Origin of the sequence: Acidovorax sp. 106 (assembly GCF_003663825.1) — a bacterium.
In the GTDB taxonomy this organism is placed as follows: Bacteria; Pseudomonadota; Gammaproteobacteria; order Burkholderiales; family Burkholderiaceae_C; genus Acidovorax.
In genome coordinates, this window is the sequence record NZ_RCCC01000001.1 from 2,591,057 (window position 1) to 2,607,075 (window position 16,019).

General features: G+C 66.2%; 17 protein-coding genes. 3 read left to right on the plus strand and 14 right to left on the minus strand.

The window, feature by feature from the left end; translation table 11 throughout:
- The first annotated feature begins 145 nt into the window (after positions 1 to 145).
- Positions 146 to 454 (plus strand): DUF2845 domain-containing protein, encoded by a 309-nt coding sequence (locus C8C98_RS21795; protein WP_255423194.1) that lies wholly within the window; start codon positions 146 to 148, stop codon positions 452 to 454.
- 50 nt (positions 455 to 504) lie between these two features.
- Here C8C98_RS21795 and C8C98_RS11565 read toward each other — a convergent pair whose 3' ends face one another.
- The 10 genes from C8C98_RS11565 to gspG form a co-directional block, all read right to left on the minus strand.
- Entirely contained in the window at positions 505 to 1,893 is a 1,389-nt protein-coding gene (locus C8C98_RS11565; protein WP_121454394.1) for a GspE/PulE family protein, read from the minus strand.
- A gap of 210 nt (positions 1,894 to 2,103) precedes the next feature.
- A complete protein-coding gene (gene gspD / locus C8C98_RS11570; protein ID WP_158600163.1) occupies positions 2,104 to 4,707 on the minus strand; it encodes a type II secretion system secretin GspD in 2,604 nt (867 codons plus the stop codon).
- A 4-nt stretch (positions 4,708 to 4,711) separates the two neighbouring features.
- Positions 4,712 to 5,455: a type II secretion system protein N gene (gene gspN, locus C8C98_RS11575; protein WP_158600194.1), complete on the minus strand. Its 744-nt coding sequence runs from the start codon at positions 5,453 to 5,455 to the stop codon at positions 4,712 to 4,714.
- A 152-nt stretch (positions 5,456 to 5,607) separates the two neighbouring features.
- Positions 5,608 to 6,147 (minus strand): type II secretion system protein GspM, encoded by a 540-nt coding sequence (gspM, locus tag C8C98_RS11580; protein ID WP_121454395.1) that lies wholly within the window; start codon positions 6,145 to 6,147, stop codon positions 5,608 to 5,610.
- Positions 6,144 to 7,403 (minus strand): type II secretion system protein GspL, encoded by a 1,260-nt coding sequence (gspL, locus tag C8C98_RS11585; protein ID WP_121454396.1) that lies wholly within the window; start codon positions 7,401 to 7,403, stop codon positions 6,144 to 6,146. Before gspL ends, gspM begins: the two co-directional genes overlap by 4 nt.
- A 62-nt stretch (positions 7,404 to 7,465) precedes the next feature.
- A complete protein-coding gene (gene gspK / locus C8C98_RS11590; RefSeq protein WP_158600164.1) occupies positions 7,466 to 8,479 on the minus strand; it encodes a type II secretion system minor pseudopilin GspK in 1,014 nt (337 codons plus the stop codon).
- Complete coding sequence (locus tag C8C98_RS11595) at positions 8,476 to 9,141, minus strand: type II secretion system protein J (RefSeq protein ID WP_121454397.1); 666 nt, start codon at positions 9,139 to 9,141, stop codon at positions 8,476 to 8,478. Before C8C98_RS11595 ends, gspK begins: the two co-directional genes overlap by 4 nt.
- A gap of 27 nt (positions 9,142 to 9,168) precedes the next feature.
- Positions 9,169 to 9,558 (minus strand): type II secretion system minor pseudopilin GspI, encoded by a 390-nt coding sequence (gspI, locus tag C8C98_RS11600; protein WP_121454398.1) that lies wholly within the window; start codon positions 9,556 to 9,558, stop codon positions 9,169 to 9,171.
- Positions 9,555 to 9,977, minus strand: coding sequence for a prepilin-type N-terminal cleavage/methylation domain-containing protein (locus C8C98_RS11605; protein ID WP_255423195.1), 423 nt, complete (start codon positions 9,975 to 9,977; stop codon positions 9,555 to 9,557). The genes gspI and C8C98_RS11605 overlap by 4 nt, the downstream gene beginning before the upstream one ends.
- 190 nt (positions 9,978 to 10,167) lie before the next feature.
- Positions 10,168 to 10,620: a type II secretion system major pseudopilin GspG gene (gene gspG, locus C8C98_RS11610; protein WP_370450381.1), complete on the minus strand. Its 453-nt coding sequence runs from the start codon at positions 10,618 to 10,620 to the stop codon at positions 10,168 to 10,170.
- Between the two features lie 48 nt (positions 10,621 to 10,668).
- Here gspG and C8C98_RS11615 point away from each other — a divergent pair, with 48 nt between their 5' ends.
- Positions 10,669 to 11,118, plus strand: coding sequence for a type II secretion system protein N (locus tag C8C98_RS11615; protein WP_121454401.1), 450 nt, complete (start codon positions 10,669 to 10,671; stop codon positions 11,116 to 11,118).
- Positions 11,119 to 11,181: 63 nt separating this feature from the next.
- Here C8C98_RS11615 and C8C98_RS11620 read toward each other — a convergent pair whose 3' ends face one another.
- The 3 genes from C8C98_RS11620 to ilvA form a co-directional block, all read right to left on the minus strand.
- A complete protein-coding gene (locus tag C8C98_RS11620) occupies positions 11,182 to 11,802 on the minus strand; it encodes a histidine phosphatase family protein (protein WP_121454402.1) in 621 nt (206 codons plus the stop codon).
- Positions 11,799 to 12,608 carry an adenosylcobinamide-GDP ribazoletransferase gene (locus tag C8C98_RS11625; RefSeq protein WP_121454403.1) on the minus strand — a complete coding sequence of 270 codons (810 nt, stop codon included), beginning with the start codon at positions 12,606 to 12,608 and terminating at the stop codon, positions 11,799 to 11,801. Before C8C98_RS11625 ends, C8C98_RS11620 begins: the two co-directional genes overlap by 4 nt.
- Before the next feature lie 75 nt (positions 12,609 to 12,683).
- The gene (ilvA, locus tag C8C98_RS11630; protein WP_121454404.1) at positions 12,684 to 14,246 is read right to left on the minus strand and encodes a threonine ammonia-lyase, biosynthetic; all 1,563 of its coding nucleotides are present in this window, start codon (positions 14,244 to 14,246) and stop codon (positions 12,684 to 12,686) included.
- A 411-nt stretch (positions 14,247 to 14,657) separates the two neighbouring features.
- Between ilvA and C8C98_RS11635 the strand changes: the two genes are divergently transcribed.
- On the plus strand, positions 14,658 to 15,107 hold the full coding sequence (locus tag C8C98_RS11635) for an OsmC family protein (protein ID WP_121454405.1): 450 nt from the start codon (positions 14,658 to 14,660) through the stop codon (positions 15,105 to 15,107).
- 50 nt (positions 15,108 to 15,157) lie between these two features.
- Here C8C98_RS11635 and coq7 read toward each other — a convergent pair whose 3' ends face one another.
- The gene (coq7, locus tag C8C98_RS11640) at positions 15,158 to 15,775 is read right to left on the minus strand and encodes a 2-polyprenyl-3-methyl-6-methoxy-1,4-benzoquinone monooxygenase (protein ID WP_121454406.1); all 618 of its coding nucleotides are present in this window, start codon (positions 15,773 to 15,775) and stop codon (positions 15,158 to 15,160) included.
- Between the last annotated feature and the right edge of the window lie 244 nt (positions 15,776 to 16,019).

The window sequence follows — 16,019 nt, forward strand, 5'->3', positions numbered from 1 at the left end:
CCATCGCCCCGTTTGCCCGGTTGGCAACACGACAGCACGACAGCGCCATTGGGCCAAAATGGTGCCTTGGCTATGCTTTTGCTCTATGAAAAATACGGCACTGGGTTGGAGAGTCTTGCCCCGATGGGCCTTGTGGATGGGGTTGATGGGCGGATTGCCCTGGGCCGCAAAGGCGGAGTCCTTGCGATGCCAGTCGGGCAGCGTTGGGATGGGCGACACCATGGCCACCGTAGCCTTGAAATGTGGCCAGCCCACCGCCACGGGCGCCTACTGTGCACCTGTAGAAATCCAATGGATGGACCGACCGTACCATGCGCCCTATGGCCGTTGGCTGGCCCCTTGCCAGCCGGTGGACGAATGGATCTATGACCGCGGGGTAGGCTACTTGCCTGCCAGGCTGCAGTTTCGAGGTGGCAGACTGTGGTCGCTGGTGTACGGGCAGTCGGCACCATGAAAGGCGCTCTGGCTGTCGCCACCCGTTGATTTACCAGCTTGGTCGCCAGTTCAGTCGCGCGTCACCCGCAGCACTTCTTCGCGGCTGGTCACGCCCGCTGCAATCAGGCGTTCTCCATCTTCGCGCATCAGCGTCATGCCCGCGGCCAGGGCGGCGGTGCGGATCTCGGCCTCTGAGGCCTGGGCGTGGATTTGCGCGCGGATGGCGTCGTCCGTCCCCAGCAGCTCGAACACCCCGGTCCGCCCGGCATAGCCCGTGTGCCCGCAGGCCTCACAGCCCTTGCCATGGCAGGTGCCGCAGTATTTGCGCACCAGCCGCTGGGCCAACACGCCCAGCAGCGAGGAAGACAGCAGGAAGGGCTCCACGCCCATATCGATCAACCGCGTCACAGCGCTGGCCGCATCGTTGGTGTGCAGCGTAGCCAGCACCAAGTGGCCGGTCAGTGAGGCCTGGATGGCGATCTGTGCGGTCTCGAAGTCGCGGATTTCACCGATCATGATGATGTCCGGGTCCTGGCGCAGGATGGCGCGCAGGGCCTTGGCAAACGTCAGGTCGATCTTGCTGTTCACCTGCGTTTGGCCCACGCCGGGCAACTCGTATTCAATCGGGTCTTCCACCGTCATGATGTTGTTGCGCGTGGCGTCCAGGCGGCCCAGGCCCGCGTACAGCGTGGTGGTTTTGCCCGAGCCCGTGGGCCCGGTCACCAGGATGATGCCGTGCGGCTGGCTGATCAGCCCCTCAAAGCGGCGCAGGGTCTCGCCCTGCATGCCCACGGCTTCCAGGCTGATCTTGTTCTCGCTCTTGTCCAACAGGCGCAGCACGGCGCGCTCGCCATGGGCGCTGGGCAGGGTGGACACGCGCACATCAATGGCGCGGGTGCCCAGGCGCAGGCTGATACGGCCGTCCTGCGGCAGGCGTTTTTCCGAGATGTCCAGGTCGGCCATGATCTTCAGGCGCGAGATCAGGGCCGCGTGCAGCGCGCGGTTGGGTTGCACCACCTCGCGCAGCGTGCCGTCTACCCGAAAGCGCACGCTGGAGTGGCGCTCGTACGGCTCGATGTGGATGTCGCTGGCACCGTCGCGTGCGGCCTGCGTGAGCAGGGCGTTGAGCATGCGGATGATGGGTGCGTCGTCTGCGGTTTCCAGCAAGTCCTCCACGGCGGGCAGGTCTTGCATCATGCGCGACAGGTCGGCGTCGGACTCGACCTCGCTTACCACCGTGGCGGCGCTGGATTCGCCTTGCGCATAGGCCGCGCTGATGCGTTGGGCCAGGCTGGGCGCATCCAGCGACAGCAGGTGCCGCACCTTGTGCTTGCGCAGCACTTCAGACAGCGCCGTGACGTCGGGCGCAGGGCCGTGCCACAGCACGAGCTGCTGGCCATCGTCCTCCAGCAGCAGCTGCGATGTGCGGGCAAAGGCGTAGGGCAGGGGGTGGCGCATGGCGGTTCGGTGGGTAACAGGGCTTGGGGCTTAGGGGGCCAAGGGTGGCTCATGGGGGCCAGAAGGCCAGGGGCTGCTCAGAAATTCAGGCGCAGTGCACGCGGTGTGTGCAGACAAAGAGGCTGTCTGCCAAACACCGACCCCGCCGTGGCGCGTGTGCAGCCGGGCGGAGCCATCTTGCGTCCAGGGCGCAGCACGCTAGCGCACCGCTCACTGCCGAATCACGTCGGCTTCGAGCGCCAGGGCGCGCACCGACACAGCCGCCTTGTCTGCCGCCTGCTGCGTGTTGAACGGGCCCACCTGCACGCGGGTGCGGTTGCCCCGGTTGGTGTTGACGGTCTGCACATTCATCGGCAGTGCCGCTTTGCGCAGCTTGTTCATTGCATCGGTGGCGGTTTTGTCGTTGGCAAAAATGCCCACGTTCACAAAATACGCGGGCGGCAATGCTGGGTCGGTGTGGGCTGCGGCCTCGGTGGCTGGCGGCACGGGCGCGGCCGACACAGGGGCTGCAGCGGGTGCGGGCGTAACTACGGGCGGCACCACCTGCTGTGGCATCAGCGGTACGGGCACATCCGCAGGGGCTGCGGGGCTGGGCGCCGGGGCCTCTGCGCGGGGGCGGGGCTCCAGTGGCGGCAGGATGGGCGCGCCAGACACGGAGCGCATCACCGGGTTGGAGGCGGGCTGCACCACTTGCTGCAGCGCGCGGATGGACTCGTACCGATCGGCCATGAGGGCGTCGCTGGTGACAGCGTCGCGCACCACGACGGGGCGCAGGAACACCATCAGGTTGGTCTTCTTGCGCGATCGGTTTTCGCTGCGGAACAGGGCGCCCACCACGGGGATATCGCCCATCACTGGCACCTTGTCTTCGGCCTGCGAGTAGCTGTCTTCCAGCAGGCCGCCAATCACGATGATGTTGCCGTCGTCCACCACCACGTTCGACTCGATGGAGCGCTTGCTGGTGGTGGGCCCGTTGGTGTCCTTGAGCGTGGAGGCGTCGATCTTCGAGACCTCCTGGTAAATCGCCATCTTCACCGTGCCGTTCTCGCTGATCTGTGGGCGCACGCGCAGCATCAGGCCCACGTCTTTGCGCTCTACCGTGTTGAACGGGTTCACGGTGCTGCTGCCAGTGGTGTTGGCGTAGGAGCCTGTCACAAACGGCACGTTGTTGCCGATGACGATCTTGGCTTCCTCGTTGTCCAGCGTCATCAGGTTGGGTGTGGACAGCACGTTGGCATCGCCGCTGTTTTGCAGGAAGTTGGCCAACGCGCCCAGGTAATACTGGCCATTGATGCGCGGTGCCAGTGCCATGTTCAAGCCGCCACCCAGCGAGCCGACGGCAGTGGCAATGCTGGATGTGGAGCCCGTGGCCAGCGCCGCTGTGGCGCTCAGAATGTTGGTGCCCGCCGTGCCAGAGTTGGTGCCGATCACCCCCACGGTGCCGCTGCCGCTGCTGCCTACGGTGCCCTGCCACTGGATGCCGAACTGTGCAAGCTTGCTCGCCGAGACTTCCACGATCAGGCTTTCGACCAGCACCTGCGCGCGGCGGCCGTCGAGCTTGTCGATCACGGCGCGCAGCTGGCGGTACTGGGGTTCGGGGGCGCTGATGATGAGCGAGTTGGTGGTGGGGTCGGCCTGGATTTGTCCGCCGGTCGAAGGTTGGTTGCTGGTGGCGCCACCGCCGCTGCTGCCTGTGCTGGCCCCCAGGCCGCCGCTGGAGCCCAGGCCACCGCCATTGCTGCTGCTCGTGCTGTTGCCCAGCGACATTGCGCTGGTGTTGCCCGTGCTGGAGCTACTGGCAGACACGCCGCCGCCACTGGAGCTGCCGTTGCCGTTGGCGCTGGCCATGGCCGCACGCAGTGTGGTCGCCAGCTTGGTGGCGTCGGCGTTCTTCAGGTACACCACATGGATGTTGCCGGTGGACGCGGCGCTACCGGGCACCGGTGGTTGGTCCAGCTTTTCGACCAGCATGCGCACCAGCGCGACGCGTGCCGGGTTGGCGGCACGCAGAATCAGCGAATTGCTGCGGGGCTCGGCCAGCAGCGTGGTTTTGAAGGAGTTGTCTGACTGCCCCTGCGCTGCACCGGCCGCCGCACCGCTGCTGCTGCCGTCGATCAGCCGCGACACCAGCGGCGCCATATCGGCCGCCACCGCGTTGCGCAGCGGAATCACCTCCACATCGGTGGCGTTGGAAACATCCATGGCCGCGATGATGCGGGCCAGGCGCTGCAGGTTGTCGGCGTAGTCGGTGATCACCAGCGAGTTGTTGCCGGGGTTCACGTTGATGGTGTTGTTGGGGCTGATCAGCGGGCGCAGCACCGGCACCAGGTTGGCCGCGTTCTCAAAGTTGAGCTTGAAGATCTGCGTGACGATCTGCCCGCCGCTGGGGCCGCTTGAGCCGCCTTGCGACACACTCACGCCACCGCTTTGCAGCTTGGCATCGGCCTCGGGCACCACCTTGTACAGGCCCGCAGACTCCACCACCGTGAAGCCCTGCAGGCGCAGCGCTGCCAGAAACTGCTGGAACGCAGCGGCCGGGGGCACCGCCCGCTCGGTGATCAGGGTGAGCTGTCCCTTCACGCGGGGGTCCACCACCACGTTGCGCCCGGTGATGGTGGCCATGGTGCGAGCCACGGCTTCGATCTCGGCGTTGGCAAAGTTGAGGGTGACCGGCTCGCCCGAGCGCACGCTGCTGGTGCCCGTGCCCACCGCAGTTTGTGCATGAATTTGGCCGCTAAGGCACGCCAGAAAAGCGCTGAAAGCTATGCTATTCATAGCAAAGCGCAGACGTGGCGAAAAGATGGAAGTCGTCATAGGGTCAACCCACGGTAATGAGGGAGCGTGCGCCGCTGCGCCGCCCGATGATATTCAGAAGATTGGCCAGTGCCGCTTCGCGGTCAGGGGCCGCAGTGGCCTCTCCGGTAAAGCGCAGGCGTTGCCCCACCCACTGGCCACTGCCGCTGAGCTGCAGGTGCCCTTGCAGGGTGCTGAGGGTGAGGGTAGGCACTTCGCCGCCCGCCAGGTTCAGCCGGTAGCTGCCCATGGGGCGCAGGGTGGACAGGCGCGAGGACATGGACATGGCATCGAGTTGCGCCGTGCCTGCCAGCACCATGCGCCCGGCAGACCAGACGGCCTCCAGCCCCCGGGTTTGCAACATCAATTGCCCTTGCGGCTGCAGCGTGTTCCAGGGCGTTCCCAGCCCGGCCAGCACGGCGGCCGGCCATTGGCTGCTGCTGTCTTGCAGCGCCAGGCGCACGCGCCCCAGCTGCAGCTGGATGCGGGCCTGAATGGGTTGCTGGGTGCAGCAACTGGCATGCACCTGCAGACGCAGCCCGCTCCAGGAGGGGCGCAGCTGCCACTCCAGTCGGCCGGGCAGGGCTGCACGGTCTTGGCTGGCGCCGCCACCGGTCAACACCAGCTGGGCGGAGCCGGTCCACACAGTGCCACGCGCTTGCGTCAATTGCACCTGGCCCCCGGTGGCGGCACTCAGCCGCTGGGTCAGCCACTGTGCGGGGGCAAAGACCACTATGGCGGGCAGCAGCCCTGCCAGGGCTCCGGCAATGGCCCAGCCCCAAGGGGCGCGGGGCGGCTTGGAGGCGCTGCGCGAACGTGAGCGGCCCTTGCTGCTGGAGTGGCCTGCACTGTTGGAGCGACTGGCGCTGGATCGGGTTCGGGTAGACACGGTGTGGGGTGCGGTGCGGGGCACAGTCTGTGTCAACGGGCGGGCAGGGCCAGCACCACGGTGCCGTCCCAGCGGGGCACCGGTGCGGCTCCGGTATTGCCCAGCGTGGCCGGACCGGCATTGGCCGGGGTGGCGGCAGTGCTGCGTGTCAGGCGCGATTCGACCGGCACGGCGCGCGCATTGGTGCGGGCCAGGGCCAGCCACTGGGCCACGGCATCGGCCGGTGCGCCTTTGAGGGTAACGGTGACGCGGTCGCCCAGCACATTCATCTGGGCGGCAGTGCCCAGGCGCTGGGTAAGTGCTGCGCGCAGCGCGCCCACGGCGTCGGTGGGCGAGGTCTGGGGCTGGGCTTGCAGTTGCTGGGCTTCGGCCTGCAGGCGCTGCATGTGCTGCAGTTGCAAGTCGAGCTTGCCATGCAGCTCGGGCGCTTGGCTTAAGGTGCCCAGGGCTGGGGCCAGGGCCACCCACCACAACAGGGCCAGCAGCACCACGCCAGCGGCTGCCATCACCAGGCTTTGTTCGCGCGGGGCCAGGGCCTTCCAGCGCGCTTGCAGGGCGGCGGCGCGGCTCATGGCGTCCCCTCGGCACGCACCAGCAGGGTGCCATCTTCAGTGCGCGCGCTGTAGCCAGCGGCCTGCAGTCGGGTGTTGAACACAGATTCCTCGTCGGGGGCCAGGGTGACGCCGCGCAGGCGCAGCTCGCCGGGGGCAAATTCCAGGGTGGTGGGCACGCGGTCGTCCGGCAGGCTGGCGCCCACGGCTGCCATCAGGGGTTCCAGGTCACGCGGCGATACGCTGCCAGCCTTTTGGCGCAGCAGGCCCAGTTCGCGCTCCATCTGCACGGGCGCGTCCACCACCACTTTGACCTGAGGGAAGGTGGTGGTCAGTGCATTGCGCACGGCCACCTGCTTGGCGGCCAAGGCCTGCTTTTCTTGCCAGGCCCACAGGTTCAAGCCCACCAGATGCACGCCCACCAGCAAGGCGGCGGCCCAGCGTGCGGCGCGCCACTGGGGGGCATACAACAGCGCGCTGGCGGCCGTGCCTGCCTTGCGCATGGCACGGATGCGGCTGGTGCTGGCCAGTTCAAATTGGGCCAGGTCCCAGTCGCCCCGGGCGGCATCCAGAGCGCGCTGGGTGGCAGTGTGCAGTGTGACCTGGCGGCCCAGGGTGCGCTCGGCCACCTCGGCCACGGCCGGGTCGGCGCGCACCACGGGGGCGGGGGCGTTGTCGTCGGTGGTGGATGTGAGCCCTGCCAGTGCCAGCACGGCGGCTGACAGGGGCAGCATGGTCACACTCTGGTCGGGGCCCTGGCCGCATAGGATCATTTGCGGCTCGCTCGGGCTGCCCAGGGCGCAGATTTCGGTGGCGCCGCTGGCTGTGGGGCCGGGTGCAAACTCAGGCACCACACGCGACACGGCGCGGCCTGCGGCTTCCAGCGCCTGCAGGTTGTCGCGCAGCCAGCTGCGGTCGCACACCGCGACCCACACGGGGCTGCCGGCCTCGGCGCCGGGCTGCAGCGCAAAGTGCAGTTGGGCGGGGTCGTCCAGCAGGCGGTCTTCCAGCAGGCCTTCCAGAATTGAGCGCAGGCGCGGGGTCTGGTGGTTGGGGCCCAGCGGAATGCCGGGGGGCAGTTGCACCCTCTGCCATGACAGGGCCGAGATCGGCACCATGGCCACCACTTCGCCGCCGGGGCGTGAGGGCTCGGGCAGCAAGGCGGCAGCTGCACGCGCGTGGTCGGTGGCGGTGTGGCCGTCCGATGTCAGCGTGTAGCTGTATTTGGTGGCGATGCCCGGTGGCGTCAGGGGCAGGGTAAGGATCAGGGAGCTCATGGGCAGGTTTTGCAGGCCATTTTAGGGGGCTGGCATGTCGGTTGGGGGCATGTTCTGCCCTGTCAGCGGGATGCCTGTGCGGCCACAGCGCCTGGGTCGCGGTCGAAAACGCCGCGCTCGCGCCAGAGTGTCACGACGCTGATGGCGCTGTCTTTGCGCACCAGGGAGCGCTCGTCCACAACGGATTCGCCCAGCCGCAGGCGCCCACGCACTTCAAAGAAGCGTGAGGCGACCGTGATCAGATCTGTGTCTGGCACAGTGTTTGTTCCAAGCAACGTTATGGCATCGTTGAGCACCTTGAAGTGGCGCGATTCTCGGCTGGCAATGAGCTTTTGCGCGCTGGCCAGGTCGATTCCATCGATGGCGGCCCACAGCACATCCAGCTGCGCGGTGTTCAGGTTCACCGGGGTGCGCACGGGCAAGATGGTGATATGGGGGCTCAGGATGGCGATGGTGCTGGCGGGCACCCCCAGCCAGCCCAGTTGCGAAACGGTCTGGGGCATGAGGGGGGCGTTGGCATCGTCAGTGCCTGCTGCCGACTGGGCTTTGCGCAAGGCTTCGACCAGCGACGTGAGCTGCTGCTGGGGCAAGCCCAGCCGCTCAAACAGACGGGTGAACTGTTTGAGCCCCCCGGCTTGCACTTGCCCGGCATCGACCAGGCTGGTGAGGTTCAAGCGGCTTTGCATGTCGGTGATCTGACCCGACAGAAAGGCGTCGGTGGTGTCTGTGCTGGCATCGTCCACCTGGGAGACGTTGCCCTCGGCCGCCAAAAAGGTGGACAAACGCGCTTCTTGCAGCGGGATGGCCCAGGGCTCTGCCAAGTGGTCAGCGCCGCCGGAGTTGGCATCTGATTTGAGGATCAGCCGCGACCAGTCCAGTGCGCCCACCAAGATCCACGCGGCTTGTACCCGGCCGCGCTCGGCGGTTTCCACTTCGACGGCGCGCCACTGTTGCCACATCGCGGCGGCGGCCAAGGTGGCCACCAGCGTCACGGTGAGCATGGCGGCCAGCAGGGCGGCCCCCGTCTGGCGCAGAGCGCTCCGTGGCTGGGGCTTGGAGTGCGTGTGCTGCGTCATGTGCGGCTGCCCCCCAGCGCGGGGTTGATCCAGTCGCGCACCAGCAGGCCGCTGAGCGCGCCACCGGGGCTGAGGGTGATTTGCAGGCGTATGCCTTCAGGCAGGGTGCTGCTGCCGTCGGTGCCGGGCACTGTGCCTACGCTGGACAACGCGTTGGACCAGGCACCGCCCCGGTAGTAGAACAATTGCCAGCCGTCGATGGGGATGAGCGCTACCTCGCTGCGGCGCTCGGCATCGCCCGGGGTGCGGGCCCATTGCGCGGCCCGTGCCCAGGCCTCTTGCCATTGGGTGCGGGTGCGCACGGTGGGGGACTGCCAGCGCAGCCACTGTGCCCCGGCATTGGTCTCGCGGCGCGTCCAGGCCACCACCACGGGGCCTTCGTCGGGTACGGCGGTGCTGCGGCGCGTCAGGCGCAGCACTTGGCCATCCCAGTCCAGCGGCGTGGTGTGGGCCAGCGGGGACACCAGCGCGTCCAGGTCGGCTCCCCATTGGGCCAGGGAGGCTTGCAGCACCAGCATGTCGTCGGCGCGCTGGCGGGTGGCTTCTTGCGTGCGCACCATGCCGTCGATGCCGCGCCAGCTCAAGATGGCGATGAGCGCCATCACGGTGATGGCGACCAGCAGCTCGATGAGCGTGAAGCCGCGCAGGGCTGGTTTTGCCATGCCGCTCGGTCGGATCAAGGGGCGCATCTAGTTCCTCCCGATGATGGTGGAGATGCGCAGGATGGAAATATCTGCATCAAACACCTGCGCATCCATGCGCCGGAACTGTGGATTGGGCGTGGGCCGCACGATCACGTTCACCGTGAACTGCCGACCCGCTTGTTCGCAGGGCTCGGTACTGTCGCCCACGCTGGGCATCTGGCGCGACAGGCGGGCTTTGATGAGTTCGTTTTCAGCGCACAGCTGGGCCAGCACGATGTCGGACTGGCGCTGGGCATTGCGTGTGAGCGTGCTGGCGGCCTGGGTGCCTGCCAGCAGCGCAATGGCCACAATGGCCAGGGCGACCAGCACTTCCACCAGAGTGAAGCCGCGAGCTGGGCGGCAGATGGGGCGGCAGGCCCTGTACTGCGGCGTCATGGCAGAGACTCCACCGTGAAGGGGCGCAGCCCGTCGGTGACCACGCGCAGGGCGCGGTCGGGGTAGTTCTGGTGGGTGATGACCACTTGCTGGGGGCCAATGAGTGGCTCGGGCCCCAGCAGCAATACAGCGGTGCCGCGCACCGTGACACCTGGGTCCAGCCATTGGCTGGGCAGGGCGCTGGCGGGCAGGCCCTCAAACTTGAAGCCTTGCTCCGTCGCTCGCCAGCGCACGGGGGCCCCGGTGGAGCGCGACTGAGCCCGGCCTGATTCCAGCAGTGCGGCCAGCCGCGCGGCCTCGCGCTCCAGCACGGTCTGGCCGTTGTCGCGGATGGCCATGGACACCCCGGCCGTGGCCAGCGCCATGATGCTGATGACGACCAGCATCTCTAGAAGAGTGAACCCCCGCTGAGCCGCCACCCGCTCGGTGCCGCCGCCAGAGGCTGCAGCTCTTCGATGCCGTCCGAGCCTGCGCAGGCAGGCTTGGAGCCGCGGCATCTCAGCCCCCGAGGGGCTGACGCCAGTGGCCTGGCGAAGCCAGCTCCAAGGCATCCCTCGCCTGGGGCGTGCCAGTTTCATGAGGTGGTAGGGCGTGGCAAAGAATGGGGCATCACTGCCAACTGCCAATGTCCGCATCCTTGCCTTCGCCGCCCGACTGTCCGTCGGCGCCAAACGACATCACGTCGATCTCGCCCTTGATGCCGGGGCTCAGGTACTGGTAAGGGCGGCCCCAGGGGTCGTTGGGCAGCTTGTCCAGGTAGGGCTTCCAGTTGTTGGGGATGGGGCCGGAAGTCGGCTTGGCAATCAGGGCCTGCAGGCCTTGTTCGGCCGAGGGGTAGCGCTGGTTGTCCAGGCGGTACATCTTGAGCTGCTGCACGATGTTGGCGATGTCGGTCTTGGCGGCCGTCACGCGGGCGTCGTCGGCACGTTCGAGCACGTTGGGCACGATCAGCGCGGCCAGCACGCCAATGATGACCATCACCACCATCAATTCAATGAGGGTGAAGCCCCGGGCCAGACGTTGGCGGGCGGAGCGCACGAAAAATGAGGGAGAGGTGTTCACTGCAGGCGTTCTCGGGTGATCTCGGATCGCGTGAATCATAATCTGCGCATGGTGACAAACACACACTCTCAATGGGGCATGCGGTTGGGGACTCTGGTCTTGTGGGCTGCGGCGGGCGCCAGCGTGGTCTATTGGGGTCTGCGCTTGTCTTCCAGGCCCTCTGGGGTGGCAGTGCCTGTGGCGGCTGCAGCCCCTGCCGCGCCCGATGCGGGTGCGCTGGCGCGCTTGCTGGGCGCATCGCCCGCTACGGCGGTGGTCAAGGCCCCGGTGGCCGCGCCTTCTAGCCGGTTTGCGCTGCAGGGCGTGCTGTCGGGCCGTAGCAGCGGCGGCGGCGCCGCATTGATCGCTATGGACGGCAAACCTGCGCGGCCTTACCGCATTGGGGCGCAGGTGGATGCTGGGCTGGTATTGCAGTCGCTGGGCCCGCGCCAGGCGGCGCTGGGGGCCACGGTGGATGGACCCACCACGGTGCGCCTGGAGATGCCGCCCAAGGGCTGATCTTTTTGAGGGCCCTGCGCGACCGGTTTCAGTGTTGCGGAAAGACCGCTGCAGTTACGGTTGTTACACCTGCTGCGCCTGTTGCAGCGCAGCCAGCACACCGTGCGGGGCCATCGCATAGGTTTGCCATGCTCCAAACCCGGGTGCGTGCAGCGGCCATTGCTCTGCCGTGACTTGCAACGCCGCAGCCAGGCTGCCTTGCCTGACCAGCCAATCCACGCACCGGGCGACCCCGGCATGCGTGATCCAGACCACATGGGTGCCGCGCTGCAGGTGTTGTCGCGACTCGTCCAAGGCCGTGCTCACCCGGGTCAGCATGCTGGCCAGGTCTTCGCCTTGGCCGGGGCGGTAGCGGGTGAAGTCCTGCGTCCAGGCGTCCAGTTCATGGCGAGCGATGTCGACCCACAAGCGGCCCTCCCACTGGCCGAAGTCCATCTCTCGCAGGCGCACGTCCGCATTGCTAATCAAATTAACTTGTAGGGCGCACAGAGAAAGCGCTAGCTGCTCACATCTTTGTAGCGGTGAGTGGCGCAACAGCAGGTGATTGGGCAGCGAGGTTGCCAGCCGCTGTGCGGCAATCTGGGTGGCCTCGGGGTCTGCGGGCACATCCAGCAGGCCGTAGCAGGTGCCGGGCGCGATGCAGGGCGCCGCATGCCGCACCACCCACAGGGCGGCCGTGTTCACCGTGCCGCGCCCAGGGCCAGTGCCGCCCCTAGGTAAAAGCCGATTTCGCCCACTTGCTGGGTGGCGCCCAGGCAGTCCCCGGTAAAGCCCTGCAGGCGCCGGGCAAACCAGCGTCCCATCCAGGCTGCAGCTGCCATGCTGAGAGTGATGGATGCTATTAAAAACGTAGCTGCTTGCGCTTGATAGACCAGCGCTAGCGGCACAAAACACCACAAGGCGGCGGCTGCCAGCGCGCTGCGCGATATCTGGTCGGCCAGTGGCTTGCTTTTGGAGCGGGCTGTGTCGCCCACATGCGGCAGCCAACGCACGATGAACAGCGGCCACAGGCGCGAGAGCACATGCCCGCCCGCCAAAGCGGCCAGTACGGCCCCCAGGCTGTGTGCGCCCAGCAGCGCCAGCAGGCTCACCTTGGCCAGCAGGGCCAGCACCAGCGCCATGGCCCCAAACGCCCCGACGCGCGAGTCTTTCATGATGTCCAGCGCGCGCTCTCGGTCGTAGCTGCCGCCCAGACCGTCGGCCACATCGGCCAAGCCATCTTCATGAAAGCCGCCGGTCATCACCACCGTGGCCACGGTGCTGAGCACTGCGGCCACCAGTGGGGTCATGGGCTGCGCGCCCAGCCCCCAGTGCAGCAGCGCCACCACGGCGCACGACAAGCCCGCCGCCAGCCAGCCAATGCCCGGAAAGTGCGCCGCGCTGGCGCGCAGCATGGCCGGGCTGTACCCCACCCAGTCGGCCAGCCGCCCCGTGACAGGAATGCGGGTGAAGAACTGCACGGCCAGCAGGTAGTGGCGCAGGGCTTGCATGGCGGGGTGTGAGAGTTTTACTATTGATTTGATAGCTTCCAGCGCTTGATTCGTAAGCGCTGGCAGCCATTTTTATCAAGAGCCGGAGCGCAAGAACAGCCGGTACGCCGGGTTGTTCGTCTCGTCCACATACGGGTAGCCCAGGGTGGCCAGGAAGGCATCGAACGTAGCGGTGTCTTCGGCTGGCACCTGCATGCCGACCAGGATGCGGCCATAGTCGGCGCCCTGGTTGCGGTAGTGAAAGAGGCTGATGTTCCAGGTCGGCTGCATCAGGCTCAGGAACTTGAGCAGCGCGCCGGGCCGCTCGGGGAAGACAAAGCGCAACAGTCGCTCGTCTTGAGCCAGGGCCGAGTGGCCGCCCACCAGGTGGCGCAAATGCTCCTTGGCCAGCTCGTCGTGGGTCAGGTCCAGTGCCTCAAAGCCTTGCTGGCTGAAATGCTGCGCAATCGTTGCCGACTCGCCCTTGCCGCGCGTGGTCAGGCCCACAAACACATGGGCGCGGGCGGCATCGCTGATGCGGTAGTTGAACTCGGTGACGTTGCGCGGGCCGCCGGGCAGGGCGCCCACGGCTTCGCAAAAGCGGCGAAAGCTGCCGCGCTCTTCGGGAATGGTGATGGCGAACAGGGCTTCGCGCTCTTCGCCCACCTCGGCGCGCTCGGCCACAAAGCGCAGGCGGTCGAAGTTCATGTTGGCGCCGCACAAGATGGCGGCATAGGTCTCGCCCTCGGTGTGGTGCGTGTCCACATACTGCTTGATGGCGGCCACAGCCAGGGCCCCTGCGGGCTCGACGATGCTGCGCGTGTCCACGAACACGTCCTTGATGGCGGCGCACACGGCGTCCGTGTCCACCGTGATGAATTCGTCCACCAGCCCAGCAGCCACGCGGAAGGTTTCTTCGCCCACCAGCTTGACGGCGGTGCCGTCTGAGAACAGGCCCACATCGGCCAGAGTGACGCGCTCGTGTGCCTTGACGGACTGGATCATCGCGTCCGAGTCGTTCATCTGCACGCCAATGATCTTGATCTCGGGCCGCACGGCCTTGATGTAGTTGGCCACGCCGCTGACCAGCCCGCCGCCACCAATCGCCACGAACACCGCGTTGAGCTGGTTGCTGCCCAGGCTTTGCAGTTGCCGCAGGATTTCCATGGCGATCGTCCCTTGCCCGGCAATCACATCGGGGTCGTCGAACGGGTGCACAAAGGTCAGGCCCTGTGCTTTTTCAAGCTTCAGAGAGTGGCCGTAGGCGTCGGAGTAGCTGTCGCCAAACAGCACGACTTCGCCGCCGAGTGTCTTGACGGCATCCACCTTGAGCTGCGGTGTGGTGGTGGGCATGACGACGACCGCGCGCACGCCCAGGCGCTGGGCGCTCATGGCCACGCCCTGGGCGTGGTTGCCAGCCGAGGCGCAGATCACGCCACGCTCGAGCTGCGCCGGTGTGAGGTGGGCCATCTTGTTGTACGCCCCCCGCAGCTTGAAGCTGAAGACGGGCTGCTGGTCCTCACGCTTGAGCAGCACCCGGTTCTTCAGGCGATGGCTCAGGTTCTTGGCGGGCTCCAGGGGGGATTCCACAGCCACGTCGTAGACGCGGGCGGTGAGGATCTTTTTCAGGTAATCGGCGGGGGTGAGTGGCTGTGTCATGGGGCGATTGGGTCACCCGCGCTGCGGGGCAGGCAGGGGCACACATCATAGTGGTGCAGGAGCATTGGGATCGTCGGGGCGCTGCTGCGGGCAGGTTCCTGGATCTGTCCCCTTCTTGGGGCGCCGTGGGGTAGGGCGCCATCAGGCCAAAAAAAAGCCCCAGGCCGTGAGGCTTGGGGCTGAATCCATCCTTTGAGGAGATGGAGGAGACAATCGGTGCGTAGCAAGTCAGTGTTTGTACTGGTTGCCATCGGCCATTTGTGTTCAAAGTGACCGCGCTTGATCGAATTCTAGCCGGATGCTTGTTGCGATGCAGCAAAATTCACAGCGAATTTTCAGCCGCACAACGAATTCGTGCGAAAAAAACCACGCATTGGACGGGTTCTAATGCGCACCACAGGAGAGAAATCTATGGAATGCACCGTCAGTTGGACAGGGGCCTCGGGCACGCGCTCAGGCATGGGGTTCGTTGCAGAAACCGGCAGCGGCCATGTTTTGACCATGGATGGCGCCCCAGATGCCGCCAACCCCGCCAATGGCGGCCAGAACCTGGCCCCACGGCCCATGGAAACCGTGTTGGCTGGCACCGGGGGCTGCACTGCCTATGACGTGGTGCTGATTCTCAAGCGCGGTCGGCACGACGTGAGGGGCTGCAGCGTCAAGCTCACCTCCGAGCGCGCTGAGGTGGATCCCAAGGTCTTTACCAAAATCCACATGCAGTTCACGGTGACCGGGCGCGGCATTCCGGCTGCCGCCGTAGAGCGCGCCATCGCCATGAGCCACGATAAATACTGCTCGGCCAGCATCATGCTGGGCAAGACGGCCGACATCACGACGGGTTTCGACATCGTTGAAGCCTGAGAAGGCGCGGCCTGTTGACGGGCTGGGCTTGGGCAGGCCGGCGGTGGGGTTTAGATGCGGTGCGCGGTGGTCGTCATGACCTTGGCCGCCGCTCTCATCATGCCTTTCGCAATGGGCGGCAGTGGGAAGGCGCCAAGCAGATGGGCCTGCTCTGCATGCCGTTCCTCATCATCTTTCATGCGGGCTACTACCGCCCGCGAGGCCAGATCGGCCTCTGGCAGCCGCGACAGGTGGCTTTGTAAGTGCGCGGCGACCTGGTTTTCGGTCTCGACCACAAAACCCAGGCTGACCCGGTCACTCACTTTGGCAGCCACCCATCCCAACGCAAACGCCCCGGTGAACCACAGAGGGTTGAGCAAGCTAGGGCGGTCGCCCAGCGCTTGCAACCGCTGGTGCGTCCAGGCCAGGTGGTTGGTTTCTTCTCTGGCCGCCTCCAGTAGGTGGGCGCGCAGGGCTTCGTCTTTCGTGGCCAGTGCTTGCGCGCTGTAAAGCGCCTGGGCGCACACTTCCCCGACATGGTTCACTCGCATCAAGGCGCCTGCGAGCTTCTTTTCGTTTGCGCTCAGGTCTGCTTCTTGCATATGCGCTGCCGGGGTTGATTCACTGGCACGCGGCTGGGCAAACAGCGTCCGCAGCGCGTTATCGAGACTGGAAAGTAGGCGGTCCATGGAAAGAATGTGTTTTGACTTGGAAATTTCAATCAGATACAAATAAATCGCTTGCAATAACGGTCGTTGCAAGGGAGAAGTTTGTTAACTTTTTGCTTTAAGGGTTGTTGCACCACTGCAACGATTTTCCGCGTTCCGGGCAATTGTGGGTGAATTCCTTTGCGAAACCTGGCGCGCTCTGGTGCAATAGGCGCAACTTCCCCACCAGGAGGTTGGCCCGGGGAACCGGCGGGACTATGCTGGT